This is a genomic window from Methylotuvimicrobium buryatense (genome assembly GCF_005931095.1).
GTDB lineage: Bacteria > Pseudomonadota > Gammaproteobacteria > Methylococcales > Methylomonadaceae > Methylotuvimicrobium > Methylotuvimicrobium buryatense.
Genome location: NZ_CP035467.1, coordinates 1,898,119 through 1,924,083 on the forward strand (window position 1 = coordinate 1,898,119; position 25,965 = coordinate 1,924,083).

Genomic DNA, 25,965 nt, shown 5'->3' on the forward strand with positions numbered 1-25,965 from the left:
GTCTATGTTCTAATGCAATCGGTTATATAAACAGGCAGGGATAAAATGAAAATTGCACCTCTGGAGACGGCATTACTTTATAAACCTTGTAGAGTCGGCGATTTAAACTTTCAAACGACCGACGAACTCAAGGATGTCGAAATCATCGTTGGACAGGAGCGGGCAATTGCATCGATCCGGTTTGGGATACGAGTCGATAAAGCCGGCTATAACATTTTCGCATTGGCACCTTCGGGAACCGGTAAGATGACGACCGTTATGCAGTTGGTCGAGCAGGAAGCCGCACATAAAAAAATTCCTTCGGACTGGTGTTATGTGTTTAACTTCGAACAACCGGCCAAGCCTCGGCTTTTGTCTTTACCCGCCGGAAAAGGCAAATTGTTCCAAAACGATATGGAGCAATTGATCGATGAACTTCGAATTGCCTTACCGGCGTCGTTCGAAGGCGATGAATACCGCTCCCGCGTCGAGGAAATCGAGGAGGAGTCGCGGCATCGCGAGTTTCGGGAAATCAACCGATTGCGTGAAGAGGCCGCGAATGCCCGTATTATTCTAACCGAAACGCCGACCGGCTATGCTTTCGCGCCGGTCGATGACAAGGATGTGGTGATCGATGCCGAGCACTTCAATCAACTCTCCAAGGAAGAGCAGCAACGCATTCAGCATGCGATCATCGAGCTGCAACAGCGCCTGCAAAAATTATTAAAGAAATTTCCGGCGTGGCGTAAGGAAACTAAGCGTAAGATCAAGGACCTGAACCGTGAAGTGGCCGAATTTGCAGTCGGCCATTCGATCCATGAACTCAAGGAAACCTACGGTGACCAGCAGACCGTGCTCGATTATTTGGATGAGATCGAGCGCGATATTATCGGTCATGTACGCGATTTCATTCCTCACCGCGAATCGGCGCTGCCGTTCATGGAAATGCCTCAACAATCCGATCCTTTCAAGCGTTATCAAGTGAATTTAATGGTCGACTTGAGCGATAACAAAACCGCGCCGGTCGTCTATGAAGATCATCCGAATTACGCCAATTTGATGGGACGCTGCGATCATGAAGCTTTCATGGGGTCGCTGGTTACCGATTTCACGATGATCAAGCCGGGAGCATTGCATAAAGCGAACGGCGGCTATTTGATACTCGATGCGCGTAAGCTATTGATGCAGCCCTATGCCTGGGAAAGCTTGAAACGGACGTTGCAATCCGGCGAGATCCGCATCGAATCGCTGGAGCGAAGCCTCAGTCTAATCAGTACCTCGGCGCTTGAACCGGAACCGATTCCGCTCGAATTGAAATTGATCTTGTTGGGTGATCGGCTGATTTATTATTTGTTGAATTATTACGATCCCGAGTTTCAGGATTTATTTAAAGTCGCGGCCGATTTCGACGATACGGTGGGCCGAGAAGACTCGGCGATCGAATACGCAAAAGTTTTGGCAACGATTGCAAGGCAGGAAAAATTGCAGTCCTTGAGCCGGGATGCCGTCGCGCGAGTGATCGAACATAGCGCCAGGATGACCGGCGATGCCGAAAAACTCTCGACACATTTGCGCAGCATTAAAGATTTACTGATAGAGGCTGATTATTGGGCCGGACAAAACGGACACGATTGCATTAATGCCAGTGATGTACAGCAGGCGATCGATCAGAAGGTCTACCGCTTGGATCGGATTAGGGAAAGGCTCTACGAGCATATTCAGCGCGGTACGGTGTTGATCGATACGCAAGGCAGCGTGGCAGGACAGATCAATGGTTTGTCGGTGTTGCAGATCGGCGAATTCAGTTTCGGCCAGCCCTCCCGGATTACCGCGACGACGCGCCTCGGTAACGGCAAACTGGTCGATATCGAACGGGAAACCGAATTGGGCGGCGCGATTCATTCGAAAGGGGTGTTGATTTTGGCCGGTTTCATCGCCTCCCGATACGCCCGAAGCAAGCCGTTTTCTATGTCGGCGACGCTGGTGTTCGAGCAGTCCTATGGCGGTGTCGACGGCGATAGCGCCTCGCTCGCCGAATTGTGCGTAATTCTTTCATCGCTGACCCAAATCCCGTTGCGTCAGGATTTGGCGATGACCGGTTCAGTTAATCAGTTAGGACGTGTGCAGGCGATCGGCGGCGTCAATGAAAAAATCGAAGGCTTTTTCGATATCTGTAAAAAACAAGGACTGACCGGTACTCAAGGCGTGATTATACCTTCGGCGAATATCAAGCATTTGATGTTGCGATGGGATGTCGTGCATGCCGCCCAATCCGGGCAGTTTCATATTTATGCGGTGAAAAATGTCGATGAAGCCTTGGAGTTGTTGACCGGAATGGTAGCGGGCGATCCTGATGAAAACGGCGTGTTTCCGCAGGAGACTGTGAACGGAAAGGTCGATGCGCAATTAGCCAGGTTTACCGAAATCAGTCAGGCATTTTTGTCGAAAAATAACGGCCATGATTGACCTTAACGTTACCCCAAAAAAAATGTTGATCGCTGTCGATGCTCTGCAAGATTCGGCCTTGTTGGAGTTGGCGGCAAGCTTGGCCAGGTCGCAAGGGGCACAGCTGACAGCTTTGTTTATCGAAGATATTAATTTGTTTCATTTGGCGGGTCTTCCTTTTGCAACCGAAGTGGATAAAGTGACCAGTGCAGAACTTAAGTTCGATGTCGACCGTATCGGTTCGGCATCGGCCCGCCGTGTTAAGAGAATTCGCCAACAGCTCGATGAGTTGGCGAAAAAATCCGAATTGACGGTATCGTTGACAGTCGTTCGCGGTCATTATTTGGCCGAGGCGATGGCCGCTTCCGCTACGATGGATTTATTGCTGCTGGATAGACCGCGCGTTAGCCGGTCGTTGACGATTAAAAAAATTTCCGTTAAAAAGTTTAGTCCTCCGGTTTGGGCAATTTATGATGGTACGGAAGGATCGGAACGAGCATTTAAATTGGCTATCGATATTGCTGAATCGCAAAAATCGGGGCTCAACATTATTTTACAGAGGCAATCCGATAACGGCATTGCCGAAATGGAGCAACAAGTTAAAGCTTTGCTCGCGGGGAGCAATCTCGCTTCTCATTTTTTTATTCAATCTAGTCGAAGTTACGATTCGATCATGCAATATGTCTTAGAGCGTGGTTGCAGTATCGTCGTGCTGCGCGCCGACAGAACCGACCCTGAAACTTCACAAAGTGCTGCGTCGTTGTTTGCCGATCGGCTCGGTTGTCCGGTGTTGCTAGTAGCATAAGCCGGGCTTGACAGCATTGCTGCTTCCATAAACACCAGCAATTCCCAGTTTGAGCATTTTCGCCGATCTTAGGGTGTGGGGTATGCCTGTCGAGGAACGCCGTAAACCCATCCATGGGGCTTGACGGCAGCTCGAACGCCAAGGATGGCGTGAATGCAGATTTTGCATGGAGCAAAAATCTGCCCTGCTGCCGACATCCTCGCCAAGCACACCCCACACCCTTTTTGATCCCCAAATTGGGAATTGCTGCCATAAACACTGCCTTCGATGCGCATGGTTTCTGCGCATTTCGTAGCCCGCTAATCTTTGGCGGAAAAAGCTATTTTCAACTTGTGAAACAAGACTCTGACGTCTTCGGCAACCAGATATAACGACGGAATCAGTACGAGTGTAATCAAGGTCGCAAACAAAATGCCGAAACCGATTGAAATCGCCATCGGGATCAGCATTCGCGCTTGCCGGGATGTTTCCAAAATCATCGGCATTAAGCCGAAAAAAGTGGTTAGCGTGGTTAGCAGTATTGGTCTGAAGCGCTGGATTCCGGCGGCTTTGATGACTTGTAAAGGTGTTTTGGCACTGCCGATGCGATGTTCGTTCGCATAATTGATCAATACCAGCGAATCGTTGACGACGATGCCGGATAGGGCGACGATACCCAGCATGCTAAGGATACTCAGATCGTAACCCATCAACAAATGCCCTAATATTGCGCCGATGATGCCGAACGGAATGCTGACAATGACGATTAGCGGCAGAATGTAGCTGCGAAAAGGAATCGCCAACATTGCATAGATCGCCAGCAGTGCAAAGACAAAACTGATTTTGAGACTGCTAAGATTATCGGCCATTTCGGCTTGACTACCCTGAAAGCTATATTGCAAACCTGGAAATTCTTCTTGCAGGCGCGGCAGTTCGGTTGCTTTGAGGTCGTTAATGATTTCACCTGCCCGGCTGCGCGGCGTGACGCCCGATTTGACTTGGATATTGCGTCGGCCGTTACGGCGGTTGATTTCGGTGTAGGCGCGGCCGCGTTCGATATGCACGGCTTCAGTGAGCGGAATCTCGACTCCTGCCGGTGTGCGTAACATTAGGCTTTCGATGTTTTTTAGCGACATTCGCTCGTTTTCGGGTAGCCTGACCATGATTTTGACTTCATTACGGCCGCGTTGCTGACGGAGCACTTCGGCACCGAAAAACGCATTTCTGACTTGTCGCGCAACATCTTGTGCCGTCAATCCCAAGCTTCTTCCTTCGGGCAGCAACGTAAAGTCCAGTTGTTCCTTGCCGCTGGTCAAGCCACTGTCGACGTCATTGACGATAGGGTAGGCGCTAAGCATTTGAGCAAGGCGTCTGCTTGCTTGTTCCAAGACTTGTATGTCGCGGTGATTGAGTTCGACGGTGATCGCCGGACCCCGACTGGGGCCGCCGGCGTCCGATTCGAATAAAATCGCTTCAATGCCGGCAATTTCGCCAGCCTCTTCGCGCCAACGCCGGGTAAATTGCTCGGTACTAAGAATATCGTCGCGAACTTCGGGCGGCGCCAAATAGGTGCGCACGGTAGCCAAGTGGCTGCCGAGTGTCTGTTGCCTGTCGACGGTGCCGATTTCGATAAATTGCCCTTTCAATAATCGGTCGCCGTTCGGAACGTTAGATGCGACACGTCGCGCCGCTTCCGACAAGTGTCGGGCGATTGTTTCGGTTTTTTCTACCGGCGTTCCGAACGGCATCGTTAATGTGACTTGTGCATAATCGGATTCGACCTTCGGAAACAAGGTCATGCCCATGCGTCCGCTAGCGGCATAGGCCAATGCTGCAATCAACAATGAGAATGCGAAGGTGACGGTCAGATAGCGATGATCGAGTACGCTTTCGAGAAATGGGCCATAGCGGTGCACTGTCCAGTGCCGGAAGCCATCGCTGAAGCGTTGTTGATAATGATGAATTTTGGCTTGAACACCATGGCTTTTCAATGGCTTTAGGTGTCCGAGGTGATTCGGCAGAATGAATAGGCTCTCGACGAGAGACAGCAGGAAAACCGTGATCACGACCAACGGAATCATAAAAAAGATTTTGCCGGTGAACCCCGGAATGAACAGCAGCGGCATGAAGGTTGCGATATTCGTCAGGATGCTGAATGTAACCGGCATCGCCATTTCGCGGGTGCCCTGAATTGCCGCTTGTAGCGGAGACAGGCCTTCTTGTCGATGATGATAGATGTTTTCTCCGATGATGATTGCATCGTCGACGACGATGCCGATCGCGATGATAAACGCGAATAATGAGATCATGTTCAGCGTGACGCCGATACTGGGTAGGAACAAAAACGACCCGAGAAACGCAATAGGAATCCCCATCATGACCCAAAATGCCAGGCGTAGCTCAAGAAACAACGCCAGCAAGATAAATACCAGCGATAAGCCCATGGCGCTGTTTCGCAACAAGAGGTCAATCCTTTGCGCGTAGTCTTCCGAGGCATCGCGCCGGACATCGGTGTAGATGCCTTCGGGTAGTTCCGGAGCAATTTTATCGAGATGGTTACGAACCGTTTCAGACACTTGTATCGGCGTTTGTTCTCCGACGCTATAGACTTGCAGCATCACGGCCGGCTTGTCGTTGAAAGTCGCATAATAATCGCTTTCATCGAAGCCATCTGTTATTCGAGCGATGTCGCCGAGTTTGATCTGGCTACCGTCGGCGGTAGTAATGATAGGCAATTGACTGAATTGACGCCCGTAATCGCGGCGTTCTTTGATACGGATCAAAATCTCGCCGCTGCCGGTTTTGACGCTCCCGGCCGGAAGGTCGATGCTGGCCGCCGCGATTCGTTGAGCGATGTCGCCTAAAGACAAGCGGTAGCGCCTCAGCATGTCCTGCGGAATTTCTACCGCGATTTCGAGCGGTTTGACCCCTTCGAGATCGATTTGCGTGATGCCCGGGTCCTGCAGTAATTGATCGCGAAGTTGTTCGGCCAATTCGTGTAAAACGGCTTCCTCTGCGTCCCCATATAATGCGACCGAGATTACCCGGCGTTTACTGGCGATTAAAGTTATTTGCGGTTTTTCGGCATCGATCGGGAAAGTCGTAATGCGGTCGACTTCTTTTTGAATGTCTTGGGTAAACCTTTGCATGTCGGTGCCGCGGAGCGCTTCGGCGGTGACCGTGCCGGCATTTTCCATTGCCGATGAGTTAATTTGTTTGATGCCGTCCAAGCCGCCCACCGCGTCTTCGATTGCCAGGACAATGCCGCGTTCGACCTCTTCCGGGCTGGCGCCCGGATAAGCGACAGTGATACTGACGCTGTCGATTTCAAAGTCGGGGAAAACTTCTTGGCGGATATTGTTTAAAAACAGCAGTCCGCCTATGATGCAAACGACCATCGCGAGATTGGCCGCGACCGAATGACCTGCCATCCATGCAATGGGACCGGTGTGACTTAGGTCTTGATGTGACTGCATGATGCTTACCTAGCGAATGAGGAGCGGTCGGTTTCGGTGGTGCGAATACGCATGCCTTGAACCGGTGTGGAAAGATCGCTGACGATGATGCGCGGATGATCGGGTAGTTCCGAGGCATGCAAATAAACGACGCCTTGTTCGGTCCAGACGGGGGTGATTTTGACGATGTCCAGTGTGTCTTGTTCGTTCATTAGCCAGAGCCGGTTGCCGTCGTGCAAGGCGGTTTCCGGGACAGGAAGTACGTCGACGAGGGTTTTTCCGGTAATTGCCGCGCGAACCAATGTACCTAACATCATACGCGGCGCGTCTTTCTTGGCCGGCGTCAGGGCGAGCGGATCTTCGACTTCGACCAATAATTTGGCCATGCGGCCTTCGGGTTCGACTTCGGCTTTCAGACGTTTGACGGCACCGATTCTGAATGCATCGGGTCCCCAAGCTCTTTCGTAACTGATCGTGACCGGCGAGCCTTGATCGCTGTTGAAACCGGGAATCGTGATCCATCGTAATTTGTCGAGCGGCAGCGAAACGTCGATCCAAAAATAATCGGTTGCAACCAACTGTACGAGCGGCGTGCCGGTCGAGAAGGTCGATACCCAGGAACCGATATTGGCGTTGCGGGCCGTGACGACCGCGTTGAACGGCGCGATCGTGCGGGTGCGGTCGAGATCCAATTTGGCTTGTTCCAGCGATGCTTCAGCGGCATTTAACGATGCCTTGGCGGCTTCCAGATGGGGTTTTCTTTGGACCAGTTCTTGAGCCAGTTCGTCCAATTCCTGGCCGAGCAATTGATATTCGCGTTGCGCGATGGCTTGTTGGCCCAATTCCATTTTTAGGTTGAAGCGGGCTTGGGTGAGGTCGCTTTGTGCTCTGCGTACGCGTAATTCGTAATCGGTCGGGTCGAGCCGGACGATTTCTTCGTCCTTTTTCAACAAGCCGCCTTCGATGAACTGGTCGCTGACCGAAACGACCATGCCGTCGACACGCGAATTAAGATTGACGCTTTGTGCCGGGATTACATTGCCGAGCGCGAAAACGGTGGTTTGATGATCGATGGCTTGCGGCGTGATGATTTCGACTAATGGTGCCACGGCCGTAACGGGGGCGCGTACAGCGCGGGGCTTATTGCTTAGCCAATAATAAGACAGTGCCCCGGCAAATGTGATGATTGCCAGCGAAATCAGCAGTGTGGCAAATTTCTTGAAGGGATTAGTCATGAATATCGTTCCTGTTCGAAACCGGTTCGGTAAGCGGCCAACCGCCCGCAAGCGACCGGTAGAGTTGAATTCTGTAATCGATCAATTCGCGTTCGGCGCGAATGAGTGTGCGCTGCATCGCTTGTAAGCTGTTCAATGTCGACAGCACCCGCAAGAAATCGAAAATCCCATAGGCGGACCGGATGCGGATGTTCTCATTGGCTTCGTTCAGATAGCGCAGTTGATCTTTGAGGCTGTCGAGTCGCTCGTGCTGGCGCGTTTCCTGTGCCAAGGCGTTTTCGACTTCCTGCAACGATTGCAAGACGCTCTGACCGAAGAGATTCAGTGCTTCTTCTGTTGCAGCCTCGGTGCGCCGGACTTCCGCCACTCGGCGTCCGCCGTCGATCAAGGGCAGCACCAGATTGCCCGCTAGCGTTGCCATCCAATTATTGAAGAAGGCTTGTAAGTCCGGCGCCGAGGTATCGAGGCTGGCCGATAAACCGAGTTTCGGAAAGCGGTCGGCCACGGCCGCGGCAATACGAAGATCGGCCGCTTGCAGGCGATAATAGGCCTTCATGACATCGGGGCGGCGTTGAATCAAATCCGAGGTCAAACCGGTTTCGGGGAGACCTGCGAGTTCGGGAAAACGATCGCCGGCGACAATGTCCAACGTGCCGGGGGCTTGTCCGGTCAAGACTGCTAGTTGATTTTTTAATACCTCGATATTCGCGAGCACCGTATAGCGGTCGCCGACAACGCCTTCAAGCAACTGTCGCTGTTGGAATACGTCGGCGGCGGTTGCTTGACCGCCTCTGAACCGGACTTCGACTAAGTCCGCATATTGCTTATTGACTTCGATTTGTTCGTTCAATAATTCGAGCTGTAGTTTTTGTTCGGTCAATAGATACCAAATGCGCGCTATCTCGGCCGACAAGGCAATCGCGGCGGTATGGATGTCTTGTTCGGCGGCTTTGATTTCCTGTTCGGCCGCGTAAGTGCCGGCGCGGATTCGGCCCCAAAGGTCGACTTCATAACTGGCGATCAAGCCCAGCGAAAAGTTGTCGAAAGTCAGCGAACCGGTATTGGCGTTGTCTTCGATGAAACGGTTTGTATGCGTTGTGGCATTAACGGCGGGGATCAATTCGGATCCGGCCTTGCGGGCTTCGGCTTCGGCTTGTTTGAGCCTTTCGAATGCCGCGGTTAGATCGAGGTTTTGCCGAAGCGCCGTATCGATCAGGGTATTCAAGGCCGGATCGTTAAAATTTAGCCACCAGCGGTCTTGAAGGGATTCTCCGCCGGTAATCGAGAAGGTTTCCGGGACTGGAATCGGCGGATTGAATTCTTTGATGTCAATACTGCATGCGCTGAGAAAAAAGAAGATGAGTAAAACCGAAGGGTTTATGACTCGCATGTCTCGTCTCCCCGGCTTGATTCGAGACGGTCGCGCAGTGCCTTAATTCCGGCCAATGAAAAATGCACGACATGATCGGCGTAGGCTGTCGGGTTCTCCAATTCCGAATTGCATCTTCGTGCCGGAAAGTGGCTTTGCATGTGTTTGACTTTTAGGAGATGAAAACATTGGCCGATGATGCTGGCATGACAAAAGTGAATCGTTCGTTCATCCGCATTCGGTCCCGCGCATTCGGCAATGAGTTCAAGCATGGCTTGGCGCTGCGGATTGATTTCTTTTTCGAGAATTTCCGGAAGCAACGAGGTCGGTTGCGCCATTTCCTTGTTGATGATCGCGAAAAAATGCGAATCGTCGTCGGCGATGCGGGCAATCAAAGAGCGAATGCGGCCCGCTAGGCGTTGTTCGGCGGATGCGCTGGGATCGACACCGCCATCCGAGGGATAAATTTCAAGGTCCTTGAGAAACGCATGGCGCCAGGCTTCGAGATAAAGACTTTCCTTATCGCGAAAATGATAATTGACCGAAGCGATGTTAGTTTGGGCTTGTTCGCAGATTTCGGCAATCGTTGCTTCTTGAAAGCCTTTTTCGGCAAAAATTCGGCTGGCCGCGATAATCAAGCGGGTTCGGGTTTTTAACGGTTTGGATGTTGGTTCGGGCATCGCGGATCAGATATTCAAAAGCGAATTTCAAATATACATTTAAATTATTCATTAGACAAATGCCTTTTGTGATTTTTAGGAATGGGCATAACTTATGAAATGCACGTTCTTTAGGAATATGCACAAAATAATTTCCCGAAACAGTAAGGATTCCGTGATAAATATCGTCCTGGAACTATCCCCTTTGCTGGTCAAATTTCGGCGCCGGAGTGTCCGTCAAAGGACGTCGTGAATACGTCCATGTAGGCTCTGTGACAGCATCCCTGCTGTCAAAGCCTTTGCGAGCGCCATGGATGGCGTGAATGTCGATTTTGCAGGAGCAAAAATCGACCGAACACCCCGGCACCTCCATGCGTCAATGCCGAAATTTGAAGTGCGATGGGTATATGAGCTTTGTTGAGGGTTAGGTAACTCGCTGGACAGGACGTCCCTGAGCCGAAATTTGAGTAGCAAAGGATATATAGGTTGATAGGCTAAGGGATGAATCAGGCTATAACTTCAGTGGCTTTTCGATCGGTGAATTGATAATTAATGCTCAGGCAGTGATCCAGCCATTTCAGCAAAAAATAATTTAATTGCCATTTATAATTCAAGATTTCAGAGGTCTTGCCGGGGTCTTTATAGACGCGCGAAACATCGGATCTGGCATGATCGCGCAAAACTTCCGCTAATTCAGCATCCAGATAAACGCGTACTGTGACATCCGGCATCCATAGGTCGTTGGGTAATTGATTAAATCGATGGCTGAGTTTAACAGTGAGTGTGTGCGCCGAGCGTTCGAGAACCTCTAACTGTAGATCGGGTTTTTGAGACGCTTTTCCGATAGTCGATTGGGCAAGATTTCTGATGTTCGGAATTAAGTTTAACAACTTTCGGTAATTAGAGGCGCAGATGGTTTCCAAGCACGCCGCTTTGTTTTGCGGATGAATTCTGCTCATGATAGATCAGTCTTCCCGGTAACAGGCATGAGCGCTTGCGGTTTCCCATAAGGTCACTTGATCGACATCGAACCCTTGTTCTTTAATATGCTGATAAATCATTTGACTCAGTACTTCAGCTGTCGGGTGCTCTTCAAGAGCCATGAATCGCTCTTGGGTTTCGGTTAAGTACGGAATGATCGGGTCGTTTTTATGCAATAAAAAATTATGATCCAAGTGTTCATCAATATAGCGTTCGACACACGCTTTTATGTCCGAAAAGTCACAAACCATGCCTTGCTCGTTAAGATGTTGTTGTTTAATCGTGATTGCGGCCTTAACGCTGTGCCCGTGAAGATGACGGCACTTGCCGGGGTGGTTCATCAGTCTATGCCCATAGCAAAAATAGACTTCCTTAGTAATCGTGTACATGGGTTAGCAATCTCGGCCGAGTTGAAACAATTTAAGTTAATGACCTTTAATACTCTTGATTGCGGCGGCAATTTCGTAGCGGCCGCTGTCTTGTTTTGTCGTTCTGACGACTTCGATATATGCGGTCATGGGGGGTGTGATCGCGTTTTTAGGCGTAATATTAACCTCCATTGCGCTTCCGGGATCGAAGGATTGATCCGCAATGAAGGAGACACCAGAACCGCTAATGGATGTACAAATTCCGGAATGACTTTCGCTTGCATCGGCTAACTTGTAAGTGAGTTCGCAATCGACGCTCATTCGGATGTAATTACGTTTTTCATCGTATTCCAGCATGTCAACTCTCTTTAAAATTTGGTAAATTGATTTTTCTGTGAATGGCAATGCCCGTGTTTGCTTTCAGACTGTTTGCGCGAAGTTTACTATAAATAAAAGGCTTGTTCATGAAAATAACCTTGAAAGTTGCGTAACTTCATATTATAGGATTCTCTTTTGAGATTGTTTCCCGGTTTTTTCCAGGGTAGTGTTGGAAAACATTAATTTTTTGTGGCTCACATTGTTGTATGCGGATGCTTAAGCCAGTTCATGTTGAGTGAGATTTAGGTGCCGTCGCGCATTGGTGAGCAAAAGTTTTCGAATAGACTATGGCAATTGGTTGTAAATTATGTAATATTTTGCAGGTTTTAATGGTGTGAACCCCGTCAGGGTTTTGGGGATTTATTTATAATGACAAAAGCGACTGTTTTAACCGGTATTACGACCACCGGTACTCCTCATTTGGGAAATTATGTAGGCGCGATTAGGCCGGCTATTGCCGCCAGTAAAGATGCAAACGTCAGTCCATTTTATTTTTTGGCCGATTATCATGCCTTGATCAAATGCCAGGATCCGGAAAAAGTCAGGCAATCGAGTCTCGAAATCGCCGCGACATGGTTGGCTCTCGGTTTGGATACGTCGAATGCGGTATTTTACCGGCAATCCGATGTTCCGGAGATTAGCGAGTTGGCCTGGATGTTGACGTGTGTAACGGCAAAAGGGCTCATGAATAGGGCGCATGCTTATAAGGCAGCGGTTGCCGAAAACGAACAAGGCGGCGAAAACGATCCCGATAAAGGTGTCACGATGGGTTTGTTCAGTTATCCGATTTTGATGGCGGCCGACATTTTGATATTCAATGCGCACAAGGTTCCTGTGGGCAAGGATCAGATTCAGCATATCGAGATGGCGCGTGATATTGCTGGGCGTTTCAATCATATTTATGGCGAACATTTTGTCATCCCGGATGCGGTTGTGACCGAAAATGCCGCGACTCTGGCCGGTTTGGACGGGCGGAAAATGAGTAAGAGTTATAACAATACGATTCCGTTATTCGAACCCGAGAAGAAACTCAGGAAATTGATTAACAAGATTAAGACCAATTCTCTGGAGCCGGGAGAACCTAAAGATCCCGATAGCTGCACCTTGTTTGGAATTTATCAGGCTTTTGCCCGTCCTTCGGAAGTCGATGAAGTTCGAAAACTCTATGCGGACGGTATTGCTTGGGGTGAAATGAAAAAGTTGTTGTTCGAATATATCAACGACCATATTGCTCCGGCCCGAGAGCGTTATGAAGCCTTATTACAGGCGCCTGAGCATATTGAAAACGAATTACAGGAAGGCGCTAAAAAGGCCCGCGAGATTAGCGTGCCTTTTATGAAACAATTGAGAGAGGCAGTTGGGATTTCTCGTATCGGTGCTTAGGAATATTCACAATATATACTCATCGTAGATGAGAATTCGGCCTCGGGGTGCTCGTTAAAGGACGCCGTAAATACGTCCATGTAGGCTCTAGCCAGCTCCATGCTGGCAAAGCCTTTATGAACGCTATGGATGGCGTGAATGTCGATTTTGCAGGAGCGAAAATCGACCGGACACCCCGAGGTCTCCTCCGGCACTATCGAAATTTGAAGTGCGAAAGGTATATCTTGTACGAGAATTATGTTTTTGGCAGTTCGGTTTACTCGCTTGACAAGCCCAATGCCAAAATCCAGCACCTAAATAAGCCATGGTTTTGAATCATTGCCAATGACCTATGGATTTAGGTGCTGGGTTCACGGCGATCCACTAACACACCCCGCATATTTAACGAAGCTCAGCGATTTTTCGGTACGAACGGAGTAAACGAGTTTTCTCAAAACTGAATCGCAGTGACTTTCTTGTTTAGGGATTCGTTGCGTCGGAACCCGTACCGATTTTCAATTAACTTCTATTTTGCAGTATTTCCCTTGACCGAAATTATGTCTGAAGAATATGTATTCGACCGCGATTACGCAACCGAAGCTTTAAAAGTATCGCCGCATTCAATACAAGCCGAGCAATCCGTACTCGGTGGTTTGATGCTGGATAACCAAACCTGGGATTCGATAGCCGATAAAGTTGTCGAAGGCGATTTTTACCGCAAGGATCATCGAATGATTTTTCGGGCCATCGAAAAATTGGCAGAAAAACAAGATCCTTTCGACGTCATTACCTTATCCGAGGCACTGGCTTCCGCCGGACAATTGAATGAGGTCGGCGGTCTGGCCTATTTAGGTACCTTGGCAAAGGATACGCCGAGTGCCGCGAATATCGTCGCTTATGCGACCATTGTTCGCGATAAGTCCGTTTTAAGGCAGTTGATCCATGTCGGAACCGATATATCCGACTCGGCTTTTAATCCGGAAGGGCGCGATACATCGGAGTTGCTCGAAAATGCCGAGCGCCAGGTATTTCAAATCGCCGAACAGCGCCAACGCGGACAGGGCGGTTTCACGTCGATCAAGTCGTTGCTGGCGCAGGCGGTCGATAAGATTGAAATGCTTTATGAGCAAGAAGGTAATATCACCGGCGCCAGTACCGGATTCAATGATTTCGACGAAATGACCTCGGGCCTGCAGCCGTCCGATTTGATCATCGTCGCGGGTAGGCCGTCGATGGGTAAAACTACGATCGCGATGAACATGGCGGAGAATGTCGCGATTAAAGGCGATAAACCGGTTGCGGTGTTCAGTATGGAGATGCCTGGAGACTCCTTGGCAATGCGTATGATGTCCTCATTGGGACGTATCGATCAACATAAAATTAGGACCGGCAAACTTGACGACGACGAATGGCCGCGTTTGACTTCGGCGATTAATTTATTGGCCGAAACCAAGTTGTTTATCGACGATACGCCGGCCTTGACGCCGACCGAAGTTCGCTCGAGAGCGCGACGATTGATGCGCGAGCATGGTCAGCTGGGTCTGATTGTATTGGATTATTTGCAATTGATGCAGTCGCCGGCCAGCGGCGATAACCGGGTTCAACAGATCTCCGATATATCTAGGGGCCTGAAAGCCTTGGCCAAGGAGCTGAACGTGCCGGTTATCGCGCTCTCGCAGCTGAACCGTAACCTTGAGCAGCGGCCCAACAAACGGCCGGTGATGTCCGATTTGCGTGAGTCGGGAGGTATCGAACAGGATGCCGACGTGATCGTATTTGTTTATCGGGATGAGGTTTACAACCCGGATAGTCCGGAGAAAGGCGTTGCTGAAATTATCATCGGTAAGCAACGTAACGGTCCGATAGGCACGGTTAGGTTGACTTTCCTAGGACAATACACTCGGTTTGAAAACTTTGCCGGAAATCCTTACGGCGGAGACGATTACGAATGACGCCGGCCGCTTATGTCAAATTGAACCTGGATGCGTTACGCCATAATTTGAATGTGGCTAGACGCCACGCACCCGACTCGAAAGTCATGGCGGTCATTAAAGCCAATGCTTATGGGCACGGCTTGTTGCGTGTCGCTGAACGATTAACCGATGCGGACGGCTTTGCCGTTGCGCGTGTCGATGAGGGTATCCGCTTGCGGCAAGCCGGCATTTCGCAACGCATCGCGGTTATGGAAGGTTTTACGTGTTCTGAGGAATTGAATGATTTAATCAATTTCGGTTTGGATCCGTTAATTCACTCATTCGGGCAGTTGGATATCATTGATCGAAAATCCGGCTCTGCCGGAATCGACGCCTGGTTAAAAATCGATACGGGCATGAACCGTTTGGGTTTTTCGGTTGACGAGGTCGATAAAGTTCATCAGCGTTTGATATCGAGCTCGTTGATCAAGAAACCGGTTGGTTTTATAACGCATTTGGCAAATGCCGACGTTCGATCCGACTCAATGACATTGAAACAAATCGATTTGTTTAACAAGACATTATCGGGTTTTTCAGGGCCGCGTAGTATCGCGAATTCAGCCGGGATTCTGGGTTGGCGGGAAGCGTTGACCGACTGGGTGAGACCCGGAATTATGTTGTATGGGATTTCCCCGTTTCCCGAATCGACAGGAGGTGATTTCGATTTAAAGCCTGTCATGGGGTTGCATTCCCGGTTGATTGCCGTTAAATCCGTACGACAAGGCGAGACGGTTGGTTACGGCGGCTCTTGGGTGTGCGACCGGCCGATTACGATGGGTGTTGTCGCAATTGGCTATGGGGACGGTTATCCTCGTCAAGCTAAATCTGGTACGCCGGTTCTTGTTAACGGCAAGCGCGTCCCGATGATCGGCAGGGTATCGATGGATATGATCACGGTCGACTTGAGCGGGCAAGACGATGCCAAACCGGGTGATCCGGTGACGCTATGGGGGGGCGGATTACCGATCGAAGAGGTGGCGTTCTGGTCGGAAACTATCCCCTATACATTGGTTTGCGGCATTACTCAGCGAGTGCAGATTGTCGAAGAGTGATCTAGGTTGAACGATTTAGTACTTTGGTACAGTTAACAATTGCCTAAAGCAGACTAGACTCTGTTCTATACTCATTGGAGGTCAAAATTCGGCGCCGGGGTGCCCGTCAAAGGACGCCGTGAATACGTCCATGTAGGCTCTATGCCAGCTCCATGCTGGCAAAGCCTTTGCCGAGCACCCCGTCGCCTCCTAGAGGCTCTGCCGAAATTTGAAATGCGAAAGGTATAAGTTGAAAACGTGGATGGTTTTAACTCAAATAAACACAGAGGGGAGGGATTGGCATTTTGAAAGCAGGATAACTTAAACGATCGGTAACTTTATGATTGATTTGCAAATAATTGATAATGACGAAGGCATTCTGAGGTTTATCGACGATTCGAGCCTAAACATTCGAGTCGATCATGACGAAATAAAGGCCTTGATCGCGGTTGAAAGAGACAAGCCGCTTATCGTTGTGCTTCGCTATGAACTTCGCGAACAGCAAACCGCAGAATATATTGCGTTATTGAATGCGGCGAGCCCCGATAGCAAAATAATTTTAGTCGCACCTGAATTGACCGATCGCGAAGTTATCGATTGCTTGGTTTCGGGTGCCCAAGGCTATTTACAGTTTGCAGATTTGGCTAGGTTTTTTAATAAAGCAATCAAGGTGATTCGGCAAGGAGAGACTTGGGTATCCCGCCGAATTATCTCGTTGATGTTGGAAAAATTTCAACATCCGGAAAAAAAAGTGCAATTCGGGTAATTTTATCCATCTATTTTCCGCAGGTAGGACAGTTCGGATTTTTTCTTAATTTCATGCTGTTCCATTCCATCGTCAAACCATCCAGCAATAACAGACGTCCGGTCAGTGTTTCTCCGGCGCCGGTAATCAACTTGATTGTTTCAAGCGCTTGAATACAGCCAATAATGCCGGTAATTGGCGCAATAACACCGTTGGTTGCGCAATTCTGCATCTCTTCCCCCATGTCCGAGTACAAACAGTTATAGCAAGGGCTGTCATGTAATCCCGGTGTAAAAACCGACACTTGGCCTTCAAACCGTATCGCCGCGCCGGATACCAATGGTGTTTGGTGTTTGACACAGGCGCTGTTAATCGCGAATCGCGTCGAAAAGTTGTCGCTGCAATCGAGGACGATATCGGCTTTTTGAACCGTTTCATCGAGTGTGGTTCCGATCAAGCGTTGCTTGAAAATATGTACTTGAGTATCCGGATTTAATTTTTTTAAGGTCTTTTGGGTTGAAATTACTTTGTCCGTCCCAATATCGTCGGTGTAGTGAGCGATTTGTCGCTGTAGGTTCGAAAGGTCGACCGTGTCGTCATCGTAAATAGTGATTTGGCCGACACCGGCTGCCGCAAGATAGATCGAAGCCGGTGAACCAAGGCCGCCCGCACCGACGATCAGGACGTGTGCGCCAAGCAATTGTTGCTGGCCTTCGATATCGATTTGCGGCAGCATGATTTGCCGGCTGTAGCGTAATAGTTGGTCGTCGTTCATATTTTGAGAATGAATATCAATTTAGGTGCGAATGATGCCAAAGAACTTGACAGACTGCAAAAGCTGATTATTATTAGCACTCATTACTAGCGAGTGCTAATAATCCACTTTATTATTTATATCGATTAGGAGATATTGATGAAAATACGCCCTTTACACGACAGAGTGATTATCAAACGTGTTGAAGAAGAAACCAAAACCGCCGGCGGTATCGTACTGCCTGGTTCTGCCGCCGAAAAACCGAGTCAAGGTGAAGTTTTAGCGGTTGGAAGCGGTAAAGCGCTCGATAACGGTCAAGTTCGCGCGTTAGAAGTTAAAGTCGGCGATAAAGTGTTATTTGGTAAATATTCAGGTAGCGAAGTCAAAATCGACGGTGAAGAAGTCGTTGTGATGCGCGAAGAAGACATCATGGCTGTTCTGAGCTAACGGTCCCTTTTTAACTGATTAGTATTTAACATTAACCACAGAATCTAGGAATAAACATGGCAGCAAAAGAAGTTAAATTCGGTAGTGACGCACGCACCTTGATGGTTGCAGGTGTCAATATTTTAGCGAATGCGGTAAAGGTTACTTTGGGTCCTAAAGGCCGTAATGCAGTTTTGGATAAAAGCTTCGGTGCCCCGACCATCACCAAAGACGGTGTCTCGGTTGCAAAGGAAATCGAATTGAAGGATAAATTCGAAAACATGGGCGCGCAAATGGTTAAAGAAGTCGCGTCTCACACGTCCGATGTTGCCGGCGACGGTACCACGACTGCGACCGTTCTGGCTCAATCCATCGTTAACGAAGGTTTGAAAGCAGTTGCAGCGGGCATGAACCCGATGGACTTGAAACGCGGTATCGACTTGGCGGTGACTACAGCGGTTAAAGCCATCGAAGCAGCCGCGACGCCTTGCACAGACAGCAAAGCGATTGCGCAAGTCGGCACGATCTCGGCCAACTCAGACGAGTCGGTCGGTCAAATCATCGCCGAAGCGATGGAAAAAGTCGGTAAAGAAGGCGTTATTACCGTCGAAGAAGGTTCAGGTTTGGACAACCAATTGGATGTCGTCGAAGGTATGCAGTTCGATCGCGGTTACCTGTCTCCTTACTTCATCAACAATCAAGACAGCATGAGCGCCGAACTGGAAAATCCGTTCATCCTGCTGTACGACAAAAAAATCTCCAACATCCGTGATTTGTTACCAGTACTGGAAGGCGTTGCCAAATCAGGTCGTCCGTTGTTGATTATTGCCGAAGACGTCGAGGGCGAAGCTCTGGCGACTCTGGTTGTGAACAATCTGCGCGGCATCGTTAAAGTCGCTGCGGTTAAAGCGCCTGGCTTCGGCGATCGTCGTAAAGCGATGCTTGAAGATATCGCGATTCTGACAGGCGGCACAGTGATTGCGGAAGAAGTCGGTCTATCTTTGGAAAAAGCTGAATTGGATCTTTTGGGTACAGCGAAAAAAATTCAAGTCAACAAAGATAATACTACAATTATCGACGGTGCAGGCACAGAAGAAAGCATCAAAGCGCGTGTTTCACAAATCCGTAAACAAGCCGACGATGCAACTTCCGACTATGATAAAGAAAAATTGCAAGAGCGTTTGGCTAAATTAGCTGGCGGTGTTGCGGTCATCAAAGTCGGCGCGGCGACTGAAGTCGAAATGAAAGAGAAAAAAGCCCGCGTCGAAGATGCGCTGCACTCTACTCGTGCTGCGGTTGAAGAAGGTGTCGTTGCCGGCGGCGGAACCGCTCTGGTTCGCGCATTGAAAGCGCTGGAAGGTTTGAAAGGCGCAAATCATGATCAAGACGTCGGTGTTAACATTCTGCGCCGCGCGATGGAAGAGCCTCTGCGTCAAATCGTTAAAAACGCGGGCGAAGAGTCTTCAGTCGTGTTGAACGAAGTTGCAAAAGGCACTGGTAACTTCGGTTACAATGCAGCAACCGGCGAATACGGCGACATGATTGAAATGGGTATTTTGGATCCTGCAAAAGTCACTCGTTTCGCATTACAAAACGCTGCATCTGTCGCGAGTCTGATGATCACCACGGAAGTGATGATTGCCGACGCACCGAGCGACGATAAAGGCGCTGGCATGCCGGATATGGGTGGCATGGGCGGAATGGGTGGTATGGGCGGAATGGGCGGCATGATGTAATCGCCGTTCGAGCTCATCGCTTGACGCAAAGCCCCGGTCGAGTCACTTCGTCCGGGGCTTTTTTATGGGTTAAAAAAGGGGCACGTGATGAAGAATCAAGCAATCGCCTGCGAGCTTCACGACTATATCGAAATAGCCTGCATGTACGGCTATCGCGTCAAATTGATGCTGACGGAACATCGAATAGTCGAGGGAAAAGCGATCGACATCTTGACTGAGCAGGATAAGCGTGAATTTTTGGTTATTGATAATGGTGAAAGGCAAAAAGTCGAATTATCTGAAATAGTCGAAATGGAAACGCGGACGCCAGGGGCGAAATTTCAAAGCATTCGATTCAAATAATCGTTTTTTGAGTCGCTGTAGGCCCCGGTTTTAGATTTAAATCGGGGCCAGGTATGATTGACTTAAATTATTACCCGATCAGAGATAGCTTCGGATATTGGACTCGTCTTGGGCGACAAGGTTTTTGTCGATCGATTTGCCGACTAGTTTCATGATTTGGTCGTTCAGGGTTTGGCGCAGTGTACCGAGGAAAGCCGGAGGGGCAATTAATACGAGATCGTTGAATTCGTTATTAACTCGGCCCTGTTCCAATTTATTGCCTATTTGATGAGCGAAACGGATGGCTTCTTGTTGCTTGACATCGGTAACCGGTTCAAAAGAATGCGCTCCGTTGCCGCGTCCGCCTTGTTGGTCGGAAACGACATCTTGAGCCTTTAGCTTTCCTTCGGCATGGACTAAGTCCTCAAGTTCCCGCAGTGGTTCTTTTTTCCCCTCATAGAAAAAAAAACGTGCTTTGCTACTGTCTGCTACCACGACCCATTTACTATACATAAGCTGTACTCCTTAACCAATATGTCGGAACGGTTTATCGCATCCTTGCAATTATGGCTGACATTCCATTGTCATATTGAGTGTAGCTCTTTGCTGAGGGTTTGTCTAAAGGAATGGTGCGCAGGAGGTAGCGGAGCCTTCTACCTGAGCTTACGCTAAGGGAGGGGGCGTACACCTAGGCTATCGAAAAAATCCATTTTTAGCTAATTGCTGTGTTTCCGCTTTTTAAACGCAAAATATTTTTGAAATCGTTGGTGTTGTAAGCTATTGACCGCCAGGTTTAGGGTGCGCGATGCGCACCCTACGGCGATCATGATATCTTGGCAATTGTTGATGATCATAGGTTATAAAGCGCCAGTTATTTTTTCTGACATGAAAATTGGTAAATTTCGACACCCTCCCGTACACCCCGACTCCTTCTCGTGCACTGCCTAAATTTGAGGTGCGAAAGGTATATATATTGTCGGTTTCATTATTCGTTAGTGGGTTCGCTGCTAATAACGCCATCGCTATGTTTGACCAATTTATCGATCAATTTACCCTCCGCATCGATCAGCTCCAATTGCAAAGGCATTTTGCCGACTGCATGAGTTGCGCATGATAAACACGGATCATAGGCGCGGATCGCGACTTCCAGATTATTTAACAGCGGTTCTGTCAATTCGCGTCCGCTCAAATATTCGGCGGCGACCTGACGGACCGATTCGTTCATGCCCATGTTGTTGCTGGTTGTTGAAACGATCAGGTTGGCGCGGGTAACAATATCGTTTTCATCGACCTGGTAATGATGAAACAGCGTACCGCGTGGTGCTTCGATCACGCCGATTCCTTCGAATCGCTTTTCACCTTGCGCGACGAGGTCGTCGCTCATGATTTCCGGGTCGTTCAGCAAGACTTTGATGCTTTCCGCGCAATGCAGCGTTTCGATCATTCTAGCCCAATGGAAGGCTAGTGTGCTGTGGACCATCGCTTCGCCGCCGTGTTGTTTGAATTCGATGCGAGCCGCCTCGGCCAACGGGGTATCGATATAGTCGCAATTATTGACGCGGGCCAGAGGGCCGACGCGATACCAGCCGTTTTCCTTGCCTTCCGACAACAAATAAGGGAATTTCATGTAGGTCCAGGAGCGGACTTCTTCATGGATATAGTCGTTATAGAGACAATAATCGACATGGTCGATGATCGTTTCTCCGGTGTCTTTTTTCGCGCGGATGCCGCCGTGGTATAGTTCCAGTGCGCCGTCGGGACGCGTCAAACCGAGATAGTTGCTGCGTATCGTAGCGAAATCGTCGTAATAGGGCAGATTCGAACAATGGACTCTTTTGACCAGTTGTACGGTTGCCGCCGCCCATTCGATCATTTGATCGATATCGGTCAGTAGGTAATCGCGCTCTTCACGCGACAGCGGTTTGTTCATGCCGCCGGCGATTGCGCCGGTGCCATGTACCCGTTTGCCCGAAATCATGCGAATGACTTCTTGGCCATATTTGCGTAGCTTGACGCCTTGCACGCCGATTTCAGGATATTCGGCCAGTACCGCGATGATGCTGCGTTTACCGATATCGCTTTCGAAGCCGAACAACAAATCCGGGCTAGACAAATGGAAGAAGTGCAGGGCATGAGACTGCAAGACTTGACCGAAATGCAGCAAGCGCCTTAATTTGGTCGCGGCCGGAGGCAGATTTTCCGGGTCGATGCCGACGAGTTGATCGATTGCCTTGGCGGCGGCTAAATGATGGCTGACCGGGCAGATGCCGCATAGCCGTTGCACTAATACCGGCAATTCCCAATAAGGACGACCCTGAATGAAGCGTTCGAAGCCTCGAAATTCGACGATATGCAAGCGGGCTTGTTGGACCTTATTGTTTTCATCGAGCAATAACGTGACTTTGCCATGGCCTTCGACCCGCGATACCGGATCGACCACGACACGTTTAAGGTTTTCCGAGCTGGCTGCAGCTGTTTCTAAATGTTCGTACATATGTGTTCCCGATAATAAGTCGAATTCTAAAGTACTCGCGCAGAGGCGCAGAGTTTATTTCATGGTTCGTTCAATGGTAGGGTTCATCGCGCAAACCCGTAGAACTGCCAAAATTTTAATAATGCTGTTCTCAGCGCCTTTGAGCCTCTGCGGGAAATAATTCATCCTTTCGAATTATACCTTTCGCACTTCAAATTTCGGCAGTACCCGAGGTGGTGCCGGGGTGTCCGACAAAGGCTTCGCTAGCATGGAGCTGGCATAGAGCCTATAGGGCGTATTCACGGCGTCCTTTGACGGGCACCCCGGTGCCGAATTTTGATCTACGATGGGTATAACTCAGCGCGAGAATCCAAATTAATCATAATGCACCAACTCGTATGGCAGCGAGGGTTCGCGGCCTTCGAGCAGGTCGGTCAAAAATTTCCAAAAAACATCGGCTGACGGCGGGCAGCCCGGTAGGAAATAGTCGATCTTGACGATTTCATGAATCGGGCGAACCTTGTCCAGCAATAAAGGTAACTCCGGGTCGCTTGGAATCTGCGGGTTTTCGACGCCGATACCGTCCAAATAAGCTTCGGTCAGGCATTCCTCCAAAGGAATGAAGTTGCGCATCGCCGGCAAGCCGCCGTTAATGGCACAGGCGCCGACCGCGACCAGTGTTTTGCAGTTTTTACGAAATTCGCGTAACACATGCACGTTTTCCGAATTGCACACGCCGCCTTCGATCAAGCCGATGTCGCAATTAGTGCAATGTTCGATGTCGGTAATCGGCGAACGGTCGAATTCGACCGCCTCGGCGAGCTGCAGCATGCGCTCGTCGATGTCAAGAAACGACATGTGGCAACCGAAACAGCCGGCTAGCGACGTGGTTGCGACTCTGATTTTATTAGCCATGACTTTCGTGCTCCGTTTCCAAGCTGACTTGATCGATTTGTTTATGATCGTAAATGCGTTGTCCGATCGGGACAGTATAGCCGGTTCGTTTGATCAGAATCGCGCCGGTCGGGCAGATGTGCGCGGCCCGGTCGCCGGCATCGATATCACTGTCTTTCAATTGCCCGGACTCTGAATTGACGATCAAGTGCTTGTTAATGCCGCGGCCTGAAATCGCAAAGACGTCTTTGCTGTCGGCTTGTTGGCTGGCCCTGACGCATAAGGTGCAAAAAATGCAGCGATTATGGTCGATCATGACGTCCGGGTGGCTTGCATCCATTTTACGTTCCGCGTAAAAATGCGGAAAATGATTGTCCAGCATATTCAAATGATAAGCGACGCCTTGTAATTGGCAGTTCCCGGATTTTTCGCAGGACGGGCAAAAATGATTGCCTTCGACGAAAAGCATTTGCGTGATTTTTTGGCGGTCCTGATTGATTTCGGTCGTTTCGCTCAATACATCTTGGCCTTCGGTTGCCGGGAATGTGCAAGCCGAACAATTGCGGCCATTGACATTAACGTTGCACAACTTACAACTACCGTGCGGCGTAAATTCCGGGTGATGGCATAGATGCGGTATATATACGCCGGCGGCTGTTGCTGCTTGCATGATGGTCTGGCCATCTTCGAATGGAATGGGCTTTCCGTCCAAGGTAAATGTTTTGCTCATGCTATTCCTCCACCTGGGCTAGATGAGCCCCTGCATCATTACGGTTTGCCATACGTCTGGCTGTTTCAAGGGAAGCGTTCAAATCGAATCCGGGCTCGTAACTGATTTTTTTCAATTGGCTTTGGTATAAGTCGGGATACCTCTCTAAGGTATGAATGATCGGGTTGGCCGCCGTTTGGCCTAAGCCGCAATGGCTATGGTTTTTGACTAGGCGAGTTAGTTCTTCAAGTGCAACCACATCGCCGGCCGAACCGTGGCCGTCGACGATTTTGTCGAGCTGTTTTTTCAATAACGACGTACCGACTCGGCAAGGCGTGCAGAACCCGCAGCTTTCATGCGCGAAGAAATCAGTGAAATTACGCACGATATCGAGAATGTTGCGTGTCGAATTAAAAACGATGAATGAGCCGCCCGTGGCTAAATCCTCGAATCCTAGTATGCGATCGAGTTCCTGGTTGGAAATAAAGGTGCCGGAAGGCCCGCCGATTTGAACGCCGAGCACATCATGGGCACCGCAATCCGCGAGAATTTGCCGAATCGTAACGCCAAACGGATATTCGTAAATGCCGGGGCGTAAGCAATCTCCGCTAATGCTAAGAATCTTGGTGCCTTGGGATTTTTCCGTGCCTTTAGCCGCGAACCAAGCACCTCCGTGTAAGGCAATGTTAGCGGTGGCTACGAAAGTTTCAACATTGTTGACGACGGTCGGCTTGTTTAAATAGCCTTGGGAAACAGGGTAGGGCGGGCGATTTCGCGGAATACCGCATTTGCCTTCGAGCGATTCGATTAATGCCGATTCCTCGCCACAGATATAGGCGCCGGCGCCGAGACAGATCTCGATATCGAAATTCATATCTTTGCCGAGAATATTGTTACCGAGCAAGCCGGACTGACGGCGTTGTTCGAGAACGTTTTCTAATTTGTGATAAAGGTGTAGATATTCGCCGCGTAAATACAGAAAACCTTGCTTGGCGCCGATAAGTGCCGCGCAAATAGTCATGCCTTCGAAAACTTGATCGGCATAGCTATTTAGTAATACTCGGTCTTTGAATGTTCCGGGTTCGCCTTCATCGGCATTGCAGACCACATAGCGTTCTTGTTCCGATTCTTCGGCGCAAAATCGCCACTTCATCGCCGTTTTAAAGCCTGCGCCGCCTCGCCCCCTGAGTCCGGAATGATCGATTTCCGATAGCGTTTCTTTTAGACCGCGTGCGAAAGTCGATTGTAGACCTTGTCCGGCGGTAAGGCGACTGCTCAATAATAAATCGGATTGATAGATGTTATCGCCGACCTCAAAGAATTCCTTGGGCCAATCCTCAACTGCCATTTGTTCGTCGATTAATTGTGCGATCGCGTCGATTCTAGGCCGGTCAAGTCGGGTGATCGCGTGGCCATTGATGAGCCCGGCAGGGCCTTGATCGCACATGCCGGTGCATGAAGTATTATCTAGGCTAACCAAGCCGTCTTCACGAACGCTGCCGGGCGACACGGAAAGTTTGTTAGATAGATAGTCCATCAAGTTGTGTTTACCGAGCATGTGATCGGTAATCGAATCGCTGATCAATATATCGTAACGTCCGCGAGGCGTTAAATGAAGAAAGCTATAAAATTCGATAACGCCGATAATGCGTGTTGTTGGAATGTTTAATTCCTTGGATAACAATCGAATGGCTTGGTTCGGAATGTGGAAGTATCGCGCCTGAACGGCACGTAATATTGCTAAAAGTCGAGTTGGGCGCCTTGAGTGGGTTTCGACGAGATTTTGAATGAACGATTCCATGGTGTCTCTCTGCTGCACTGGGTTATGACGGAGGAGCTTGAGTTCAACTATATGCCAATATAAAAAAAAATACCATTACATAGTGTG

The 25,965-nt window shown here is 49.5% G+C and carries 22 protein-coding genes; 9 read left to right on the forward strand and 13 right to left on the reverse strand.

Translation table 11 applies throughout. The features are described 5' to 3' along the window. Positions 1-45 precede the first annotated feature (45 nt). Both EQU24_RS08565 and EQU24_RS08570 read left to right on the forward strand, forming a co-directional pair. Positions 46-2,445, forward strand: coding sequence for a Lon protease family protein (locus EQU24_RS08565; RefSeq protein WP_017839885.1), 2,400 nt, complete (start codon positions 46-48; stop codon positions 2,443-2,445). Then, positions 2,438-3,229: an adenine nucleotide alpha hydrolase family protein gene (locus tag EQU24_RS08570; RefSeq protein ID WP_017839884.1), complete on the forward strand. Its 792-nt coding sequence runs from the start codon at positions 2,438-2,440 to the stop codon at positions 3,227-3,229. The genes EQU24_RS08565 and EQU24_RS08570 overlap by 8 nt, the downstream gene beginning before the upstream one ends. Positions 3,230-3,528: 299 nt before the next feature. Here EQU24_RS08570 and EQU24_RS08580 read toward each other — a convergent pair whose 3' ends face one another. The 7 genes from EQU24_RS08580 to EQU24_RS08615 all read right to left on the reverse strand — a co-directional run bounded on the left by EQU24_RS08580 (position 3,529) and on the right by EQU24_RS08615 (position 11,632). Beyond that, positions 3,529-6,684, reverse strand: coding sequence for an efflux RND transporter permease subunit (locus EQU24_RS08580; protein ID WP_017839883.1), 3,156 nt, complete (start codon positions 6,682-6,684; stop codon positions 3,529-3,531). A 5-nt stretch (positions 6,685-6,689) separates the two neighbouring features. Further along, the gene (locus EQU24_RS08585) at positions 6,690-7,898 is read right to left on the reverse strand and encodes an efflux RND transporter periplasmic adaptor subunit (protein WP_017839882.1); all 1,209 of its coding nucleotides are present in this window, start codon (positions 7,896-7,898) and stop codon (positions 6,690-6,692) included. After that, the gene (locus EQU24_RS08590) at positions 7,891-9,288 is read right to left on the reverse strand and encodes an efflux transporter outer membrane subunit (protein WP_017839881.1); all 1,398 of its coding nucleotides are present in this window, start codon (positions 9,286-9,288) and stop codon (positions 7,891-7,893) included. Before EQU24_RS08590 ends, EQU24_RS08585 begins: the two co-directional genes overlap by 8 nt. Continuing rightward, entirely contained in the window at positions 9,276-9,947 is a 672-nt protein-coding gene (locus EQU24_RS08595; RefSeq protein WP_017839880.1) for a TetR/AcrR family transcriptional regulator, read from the reverse strand. The genes EQU24_RS08590 and EQU24_RS08595 overlap by 13 nt, the downstream gene beginning before the upstream one ends. A gap of 485 nt (positions 9,948-10,432) precedes the next feature. Continuing rightward, positions 10,433-10,885, reverse strand: a complete 453-nt coding sequence (locus tag EQU24_RS08605; protein WP_017839879.1) for a DUF1249 domain-containing protein — start codon at positions 10,883-10,885, stop codon at positions 10,433-10,435. A 6-nt stretch (positions 10,886-10,891) separates the two neighbouring features. Further along, a complete protein-coding gene (locus EQU24_RS08610; protein ID WP_026130078.1) occupies positions 10,892-11,296 on the reverse strand; it encodes a 6-pyruvoyl trahydropterin synthase family protein in 405 nt (134 codons plus the stop codon). A gap of 36 nt (positions 11,297-11,332) precedes the next feature. Next, positions 11,333-11,632, reverse strand: a complete 300-nt coding sequence (locus tag EQU24_RS08615; RefSeq protein ID WP_017839877.1) for a PilZ domain-containing protein — start codon at positions 11,630-11,632, stop codon at positions 11,333-11,335. Between the two features lie 390 nt (positions 11,633-12,022). Here EQU24_RS08615 and EQU24_RS08620 point away from each other — a divergent pair, with 390 nt between their 5' ends. The 4 genes from EQU24_RS08620 to EQU24_RS08640 all read left to right on the forward strand — a co-directional run bounded on the left by EQU24_RS08620 (position 12,023) and on the right by EQU24_RS08640 (position 16,785). Then, on the forward strand, positions 12,023-13,036 hold the full coding sequence (locus EQU24_RS08620; protein WP_017839876.1) for a tryptophan--tRNA ligase: 1,014 nt from the start codon (positions 12,023-12,025) through the stop codon (positions 13,034-13,036). A 536-nt stretch (positions 13,037-13,572) separates the two neighbouring features. Further along, positions 13,573-14,967 (forward strand): replicative DNA helicase, encoded by a 1,395-nt coding sequence (dnaB, locus tag EQU24_RS08630; protein WP_017839874.1) that lies wholly within the window; start codon positions 13,573-13,575, stop codon positions 14,965-14,967. Beyond that, positions 14,964-16,040, forward strand: a complete 1,077-nt coding sequence (gene alr, locus EQU24_RS08635) for an alanine racemase (RefSeq protein WP_017839873.1) — start codon at positions 14,964-14,966, stop codon at positions 16,038-16,040. The genes dnaB and alr overlap by 4 nt, the downstream gene beginning before the upstream one ends. A 319-nt stretch (positions 16,041-16,359) precedes the next feature. Next, positions 16,360-16,785: a response regulator transcription factor gene (locus EQU24_RS08640; protein ID WP_017839872.1), complete on the forward strand. Its 426-nt coding sequence runs from the start codon at positions 16,360-16,362 to the stop codon at positions 16,783-16,785. 10 nt (positions 16,786-16,795) lie between these two features. On the opposite strand, the gene EQU24_RS08645 is transcribed toward EQU24_RS08640, so the two are convergent. Then, positions 16,796-17,539 (reverse strand): HesA/MoeB/ThiF family protein, encoded by a 744-nt coding sequence (locus tag EQU24_RS08645; protein ID WP_017839871.1) that lies wholly within the window; start codon positions 17,537-17,539, stop codon positions 16,796-16,798. A 138-nt stretch (positions 17,540-17,677) separates the two neighbouring features. Between EQU24_RS08645 and groES the strand changes: the two genes are divergently transcribed. The 3 genes from groES to EQU24_RS08660 all read left to right on the forward strand — a co-directional run bounded on the left by groES (position 17,678) and on the right by EQU24_RS08660 (position 20,022). After that, on the forward strand, positions 17,678-17,965 hold the full coding sequence (groES, locus tag EQU24_RS08650; protein WP_017839870.1) for a co-chaperone GroES: 288 nt from the start codon (positions 17,678-17,680) through the stop codon (positions 17,963-17,965). Between the two features lie 56 nt (positions 17,966-18,021). Then, the gene (gene groL / locus EQU24_RS08655; protein WP_017839869.1) at positions 18,022-19,680 is read left to right on the forward strand and encodes a chaperonin GroEL; all 1,659 of its coding nucleotides are present in this window, start codon (positions 18,022-18,024) and stop codon (positions 19,678-19,680) included. Between the two features lie 87 nt (positions 19,681-19,767). Next, complete coding sequence (locus EQU24_RS08660; RefSeq protein WP_017839868.1) at positions 19,768-20,022, forward strand: Rho-binding antiterminator; 255 nt, start codon at positions 19,768-19,770, stop codon at positions 20,020-20,022. Positions 20,023-20,100: 78 nt separating this feature from the next. Here the strand turns inward: EQU24_RS08660 and EQU24_RS08665 are convergent, their stop codons facing one another. The 5 genes from EQU24_RS08665 to EQU24_RS08690 all read right to left on the reverse strand — a co-directional run bounded on the left by EQU24_RS08665 (position 20,101) and on the right by EQU24_RS08690 (position 25,878). Next, entirely contained in the window at positions 20,101-20,514 is a 414-nt protein-coding gene (locus EQU24_RS08665) for a host attachment protein (protein ID WP_017839867.1), read from the reverse strand. Between the two features lie 472 nt (positions 20,515-20,986). Continuing rightward, positions 20,987-22,495 (reverse strand): Ni/Fe hydrogenase subunit alpha, encoded by a 1,509-nt coding sequence (locus EQU24_RS08675; protein WP_017839865.1) that lies wholly within the window; start codon positions 22,493-22,495, stop codon positions 20,987-20,989. Between the two features lie 354 nt (positions 22,496-22,849). Further along, positions 22,850-23,389, reverse strand: a complete 540-nt coding sequence (locus EQU24_RS08680) for an NADH-quinone oxidoreductase subunit B family protein (RefSeq protein WP_017839864.1) — start codon at positions 23,387-23,389, stop codon at positions 22,850-22,852. After that, positions 23,382-24,098 (reverse strand): 2Fe-2S iron-sulfur cluster-binding protein, encoded by a 717-nt coding sequence (locus EQU24_RS08685; protein ID WP_017839863.1) that lies wholly within the window; start codon positions 24,096-24,098, stop codon positions 23,382-23,384. The genes EQU24_RS08680 and EQU24_RS08685 overlap by 8 nt, the downstream gene beginning before the upstream one ends. Before the next feature lies 1 nt (position 24,099). Further along, positions 24,100-25,878 (reverse strand): NAD(P)H-dependent oxidoreductase subunit E, encoded by a 1,779-nt coding sequence (locus EQU24_RS08690; RefSeq protein ID WP_017839862.1) that lies wholly within the window; start codon positions 25,876-25,878, stop codon positions 24,100-24,102. Positions 25,879-25,965: the final 87 nt, after the last annotated feature.

Excerpts from the sequence above, each read along its gene's own strand:
- EQU24_RS08565 (WP_017839885.1), top strand. The coding sequence starts at position 46 with ATGAAAATTGCACCTCTGGAGACGGCATTACTTTATAAACCTTGTAGA.
- EQU24_RS08570 (WP_017839884.1), top strand. The coding sequence starts at position 2,438 with ATGATTGACCTTAACGTTACCCCAAAAAAAATGTTGATCGCTGTCGAT.
- EQU24_RS08580 (WP_017839883.1), bottom strand. The coding sequence starts at position 6,684 with ATGCAGTCACATCAAGACCTAAGTCACACCGGTCCCATTGCATGGATG.
- EQU24_RS08585 (WP_017839882.1), bottom strand. The coding sequence starts at position 7,898 with ATGACTAATCCCTTCAAGAAATTTGCCACACTGCTGATTTCGCTGGCA.
- EQU24_RS08590 (WP_017839881.1), bottom strand. The coding sequence starts at position 9,288 with ATGCGAGTCATAAACCCTTCGGTTTTACTCATCTTCTTTTTTCTCAGC.
- EQU24_RS08595 (WP_017839880.1), bottom strand. The coding sequence starts at position 9,947 with ATGCCCGAACCAACATCCAAACCGTTAAAAACCCGAACCCGCTTGATT.
- EQU24_RS08605 (WP_017839879.1), bottom strand. The coding sequence starts at position 10,885 with ATGAGCAGAATTCATCCGCAAAACAAAGCGGCGTGCTTGGAAACCATC.
- EQU24_RS08610 (WP_026130078.1), bottom strand. The coding sequence starts at position 11,296 with ATGTACACGATTACTAAGGAAGTCTATTTTTGCTATGGGCATAGACTG.
- EQU24_RS08615 (WP_017839877.1), bottom strand. The coding sequence starts at position 11,632 with ATGCTGGAATACGATGAAAAACGTAATTACATCCGAATGAGCGTCGAT.
- EQU24_RS08620 (WP_017839876.1), top strand. The coding sequence starts at position 12,023 with ATGACAAAAGCGACTGTTTTAACCGGTATTACGACCACCGGTACTCCT.
- dnaB (WP_017839874.1), top strand. The coding sequence starts at position 13,573 with ATGTCTGAAGAATATGTATTCGACCGCGATTACGCAACCGAAGCTTTA.
- alr (WP_017839873.1), top strand. The coding sequence starts at position 14,964 with ATGACGCCGGCCGCTTATGTCAAATTGAACCTGGATGCGTTACGCCAT.
- EQU24_RS08640 (WP_017839872.1), top strand. The coding sequence starts at position 16,360 with ATGATTGATTTGCAAATAATTGATAATGACGAAGGCATTCTGAGGTTT.
- EQU24_RS08645 (WP_017839871.1), bottom strand. The coding sequence starts at position 17,539 with ATGAACGACGACCAACTATTACGCTACAGCCGGCAAATCATGCTGCCG.
- groES (WP_017839870.1), top strand. The coding sequence starts at position 17,678 with ATGAAAATACGCCCTTTACACGACAGAGTGATTATCAAACGTGTTGAA.
- groL (WP_017839869.1), top strand. The coding sequence starts at position 18,022 with ATGGCAGCAAAAGAAGTTAAATTCGGTAGTGACGCACGCACCTTGATG.
- EQU24_RS08660 (WP_017839868.1), top strand. The coding sequence starts at position 19,768 with ATGAAGAATCAAGCAATCGCCTGCGAGCTTCACGACTATATCGAAATA.
- EQU24_RS08665 (WP_017839867.1), bottom strand. The coding sequence starts at position 20,514 with ATGTATAGTAAATGGGTCGTGGTAGCAGACAGTAGCAAAGCACGTTTT.
- EQU24_RS08675 (WP_017839865.1), bottom strand. The coding sequence starts at position 22,495 with ATGTACGAACATTTAGAAACAGCTGCAGCCAGCTCGGAAAACCTTAAA.
- EQU24_RS08680 (WP_017839864.1), bottom strand. The coding sequence starts at position 23,389 with ATGGCTAATAAAATCAGAGTCGCAACCACGTCGCTAGCCGGCTGTTTC.
- EQU24_RS08685 (WP_017839863.1), bottom strand. The coding sequence starts at position 24,098 with ATGAGCAAAACATTTACCTTGGACGGAAAGCCCATTCCATTCGAAGAT.
- EQU24_RS08690 (WP_017839862.1), bottom strand. The coding sequence starts at position 25,878 with ATGGAATCGTTCATTCAAAATCTCGTCGAAACCCACTCAAGGCGCCCA.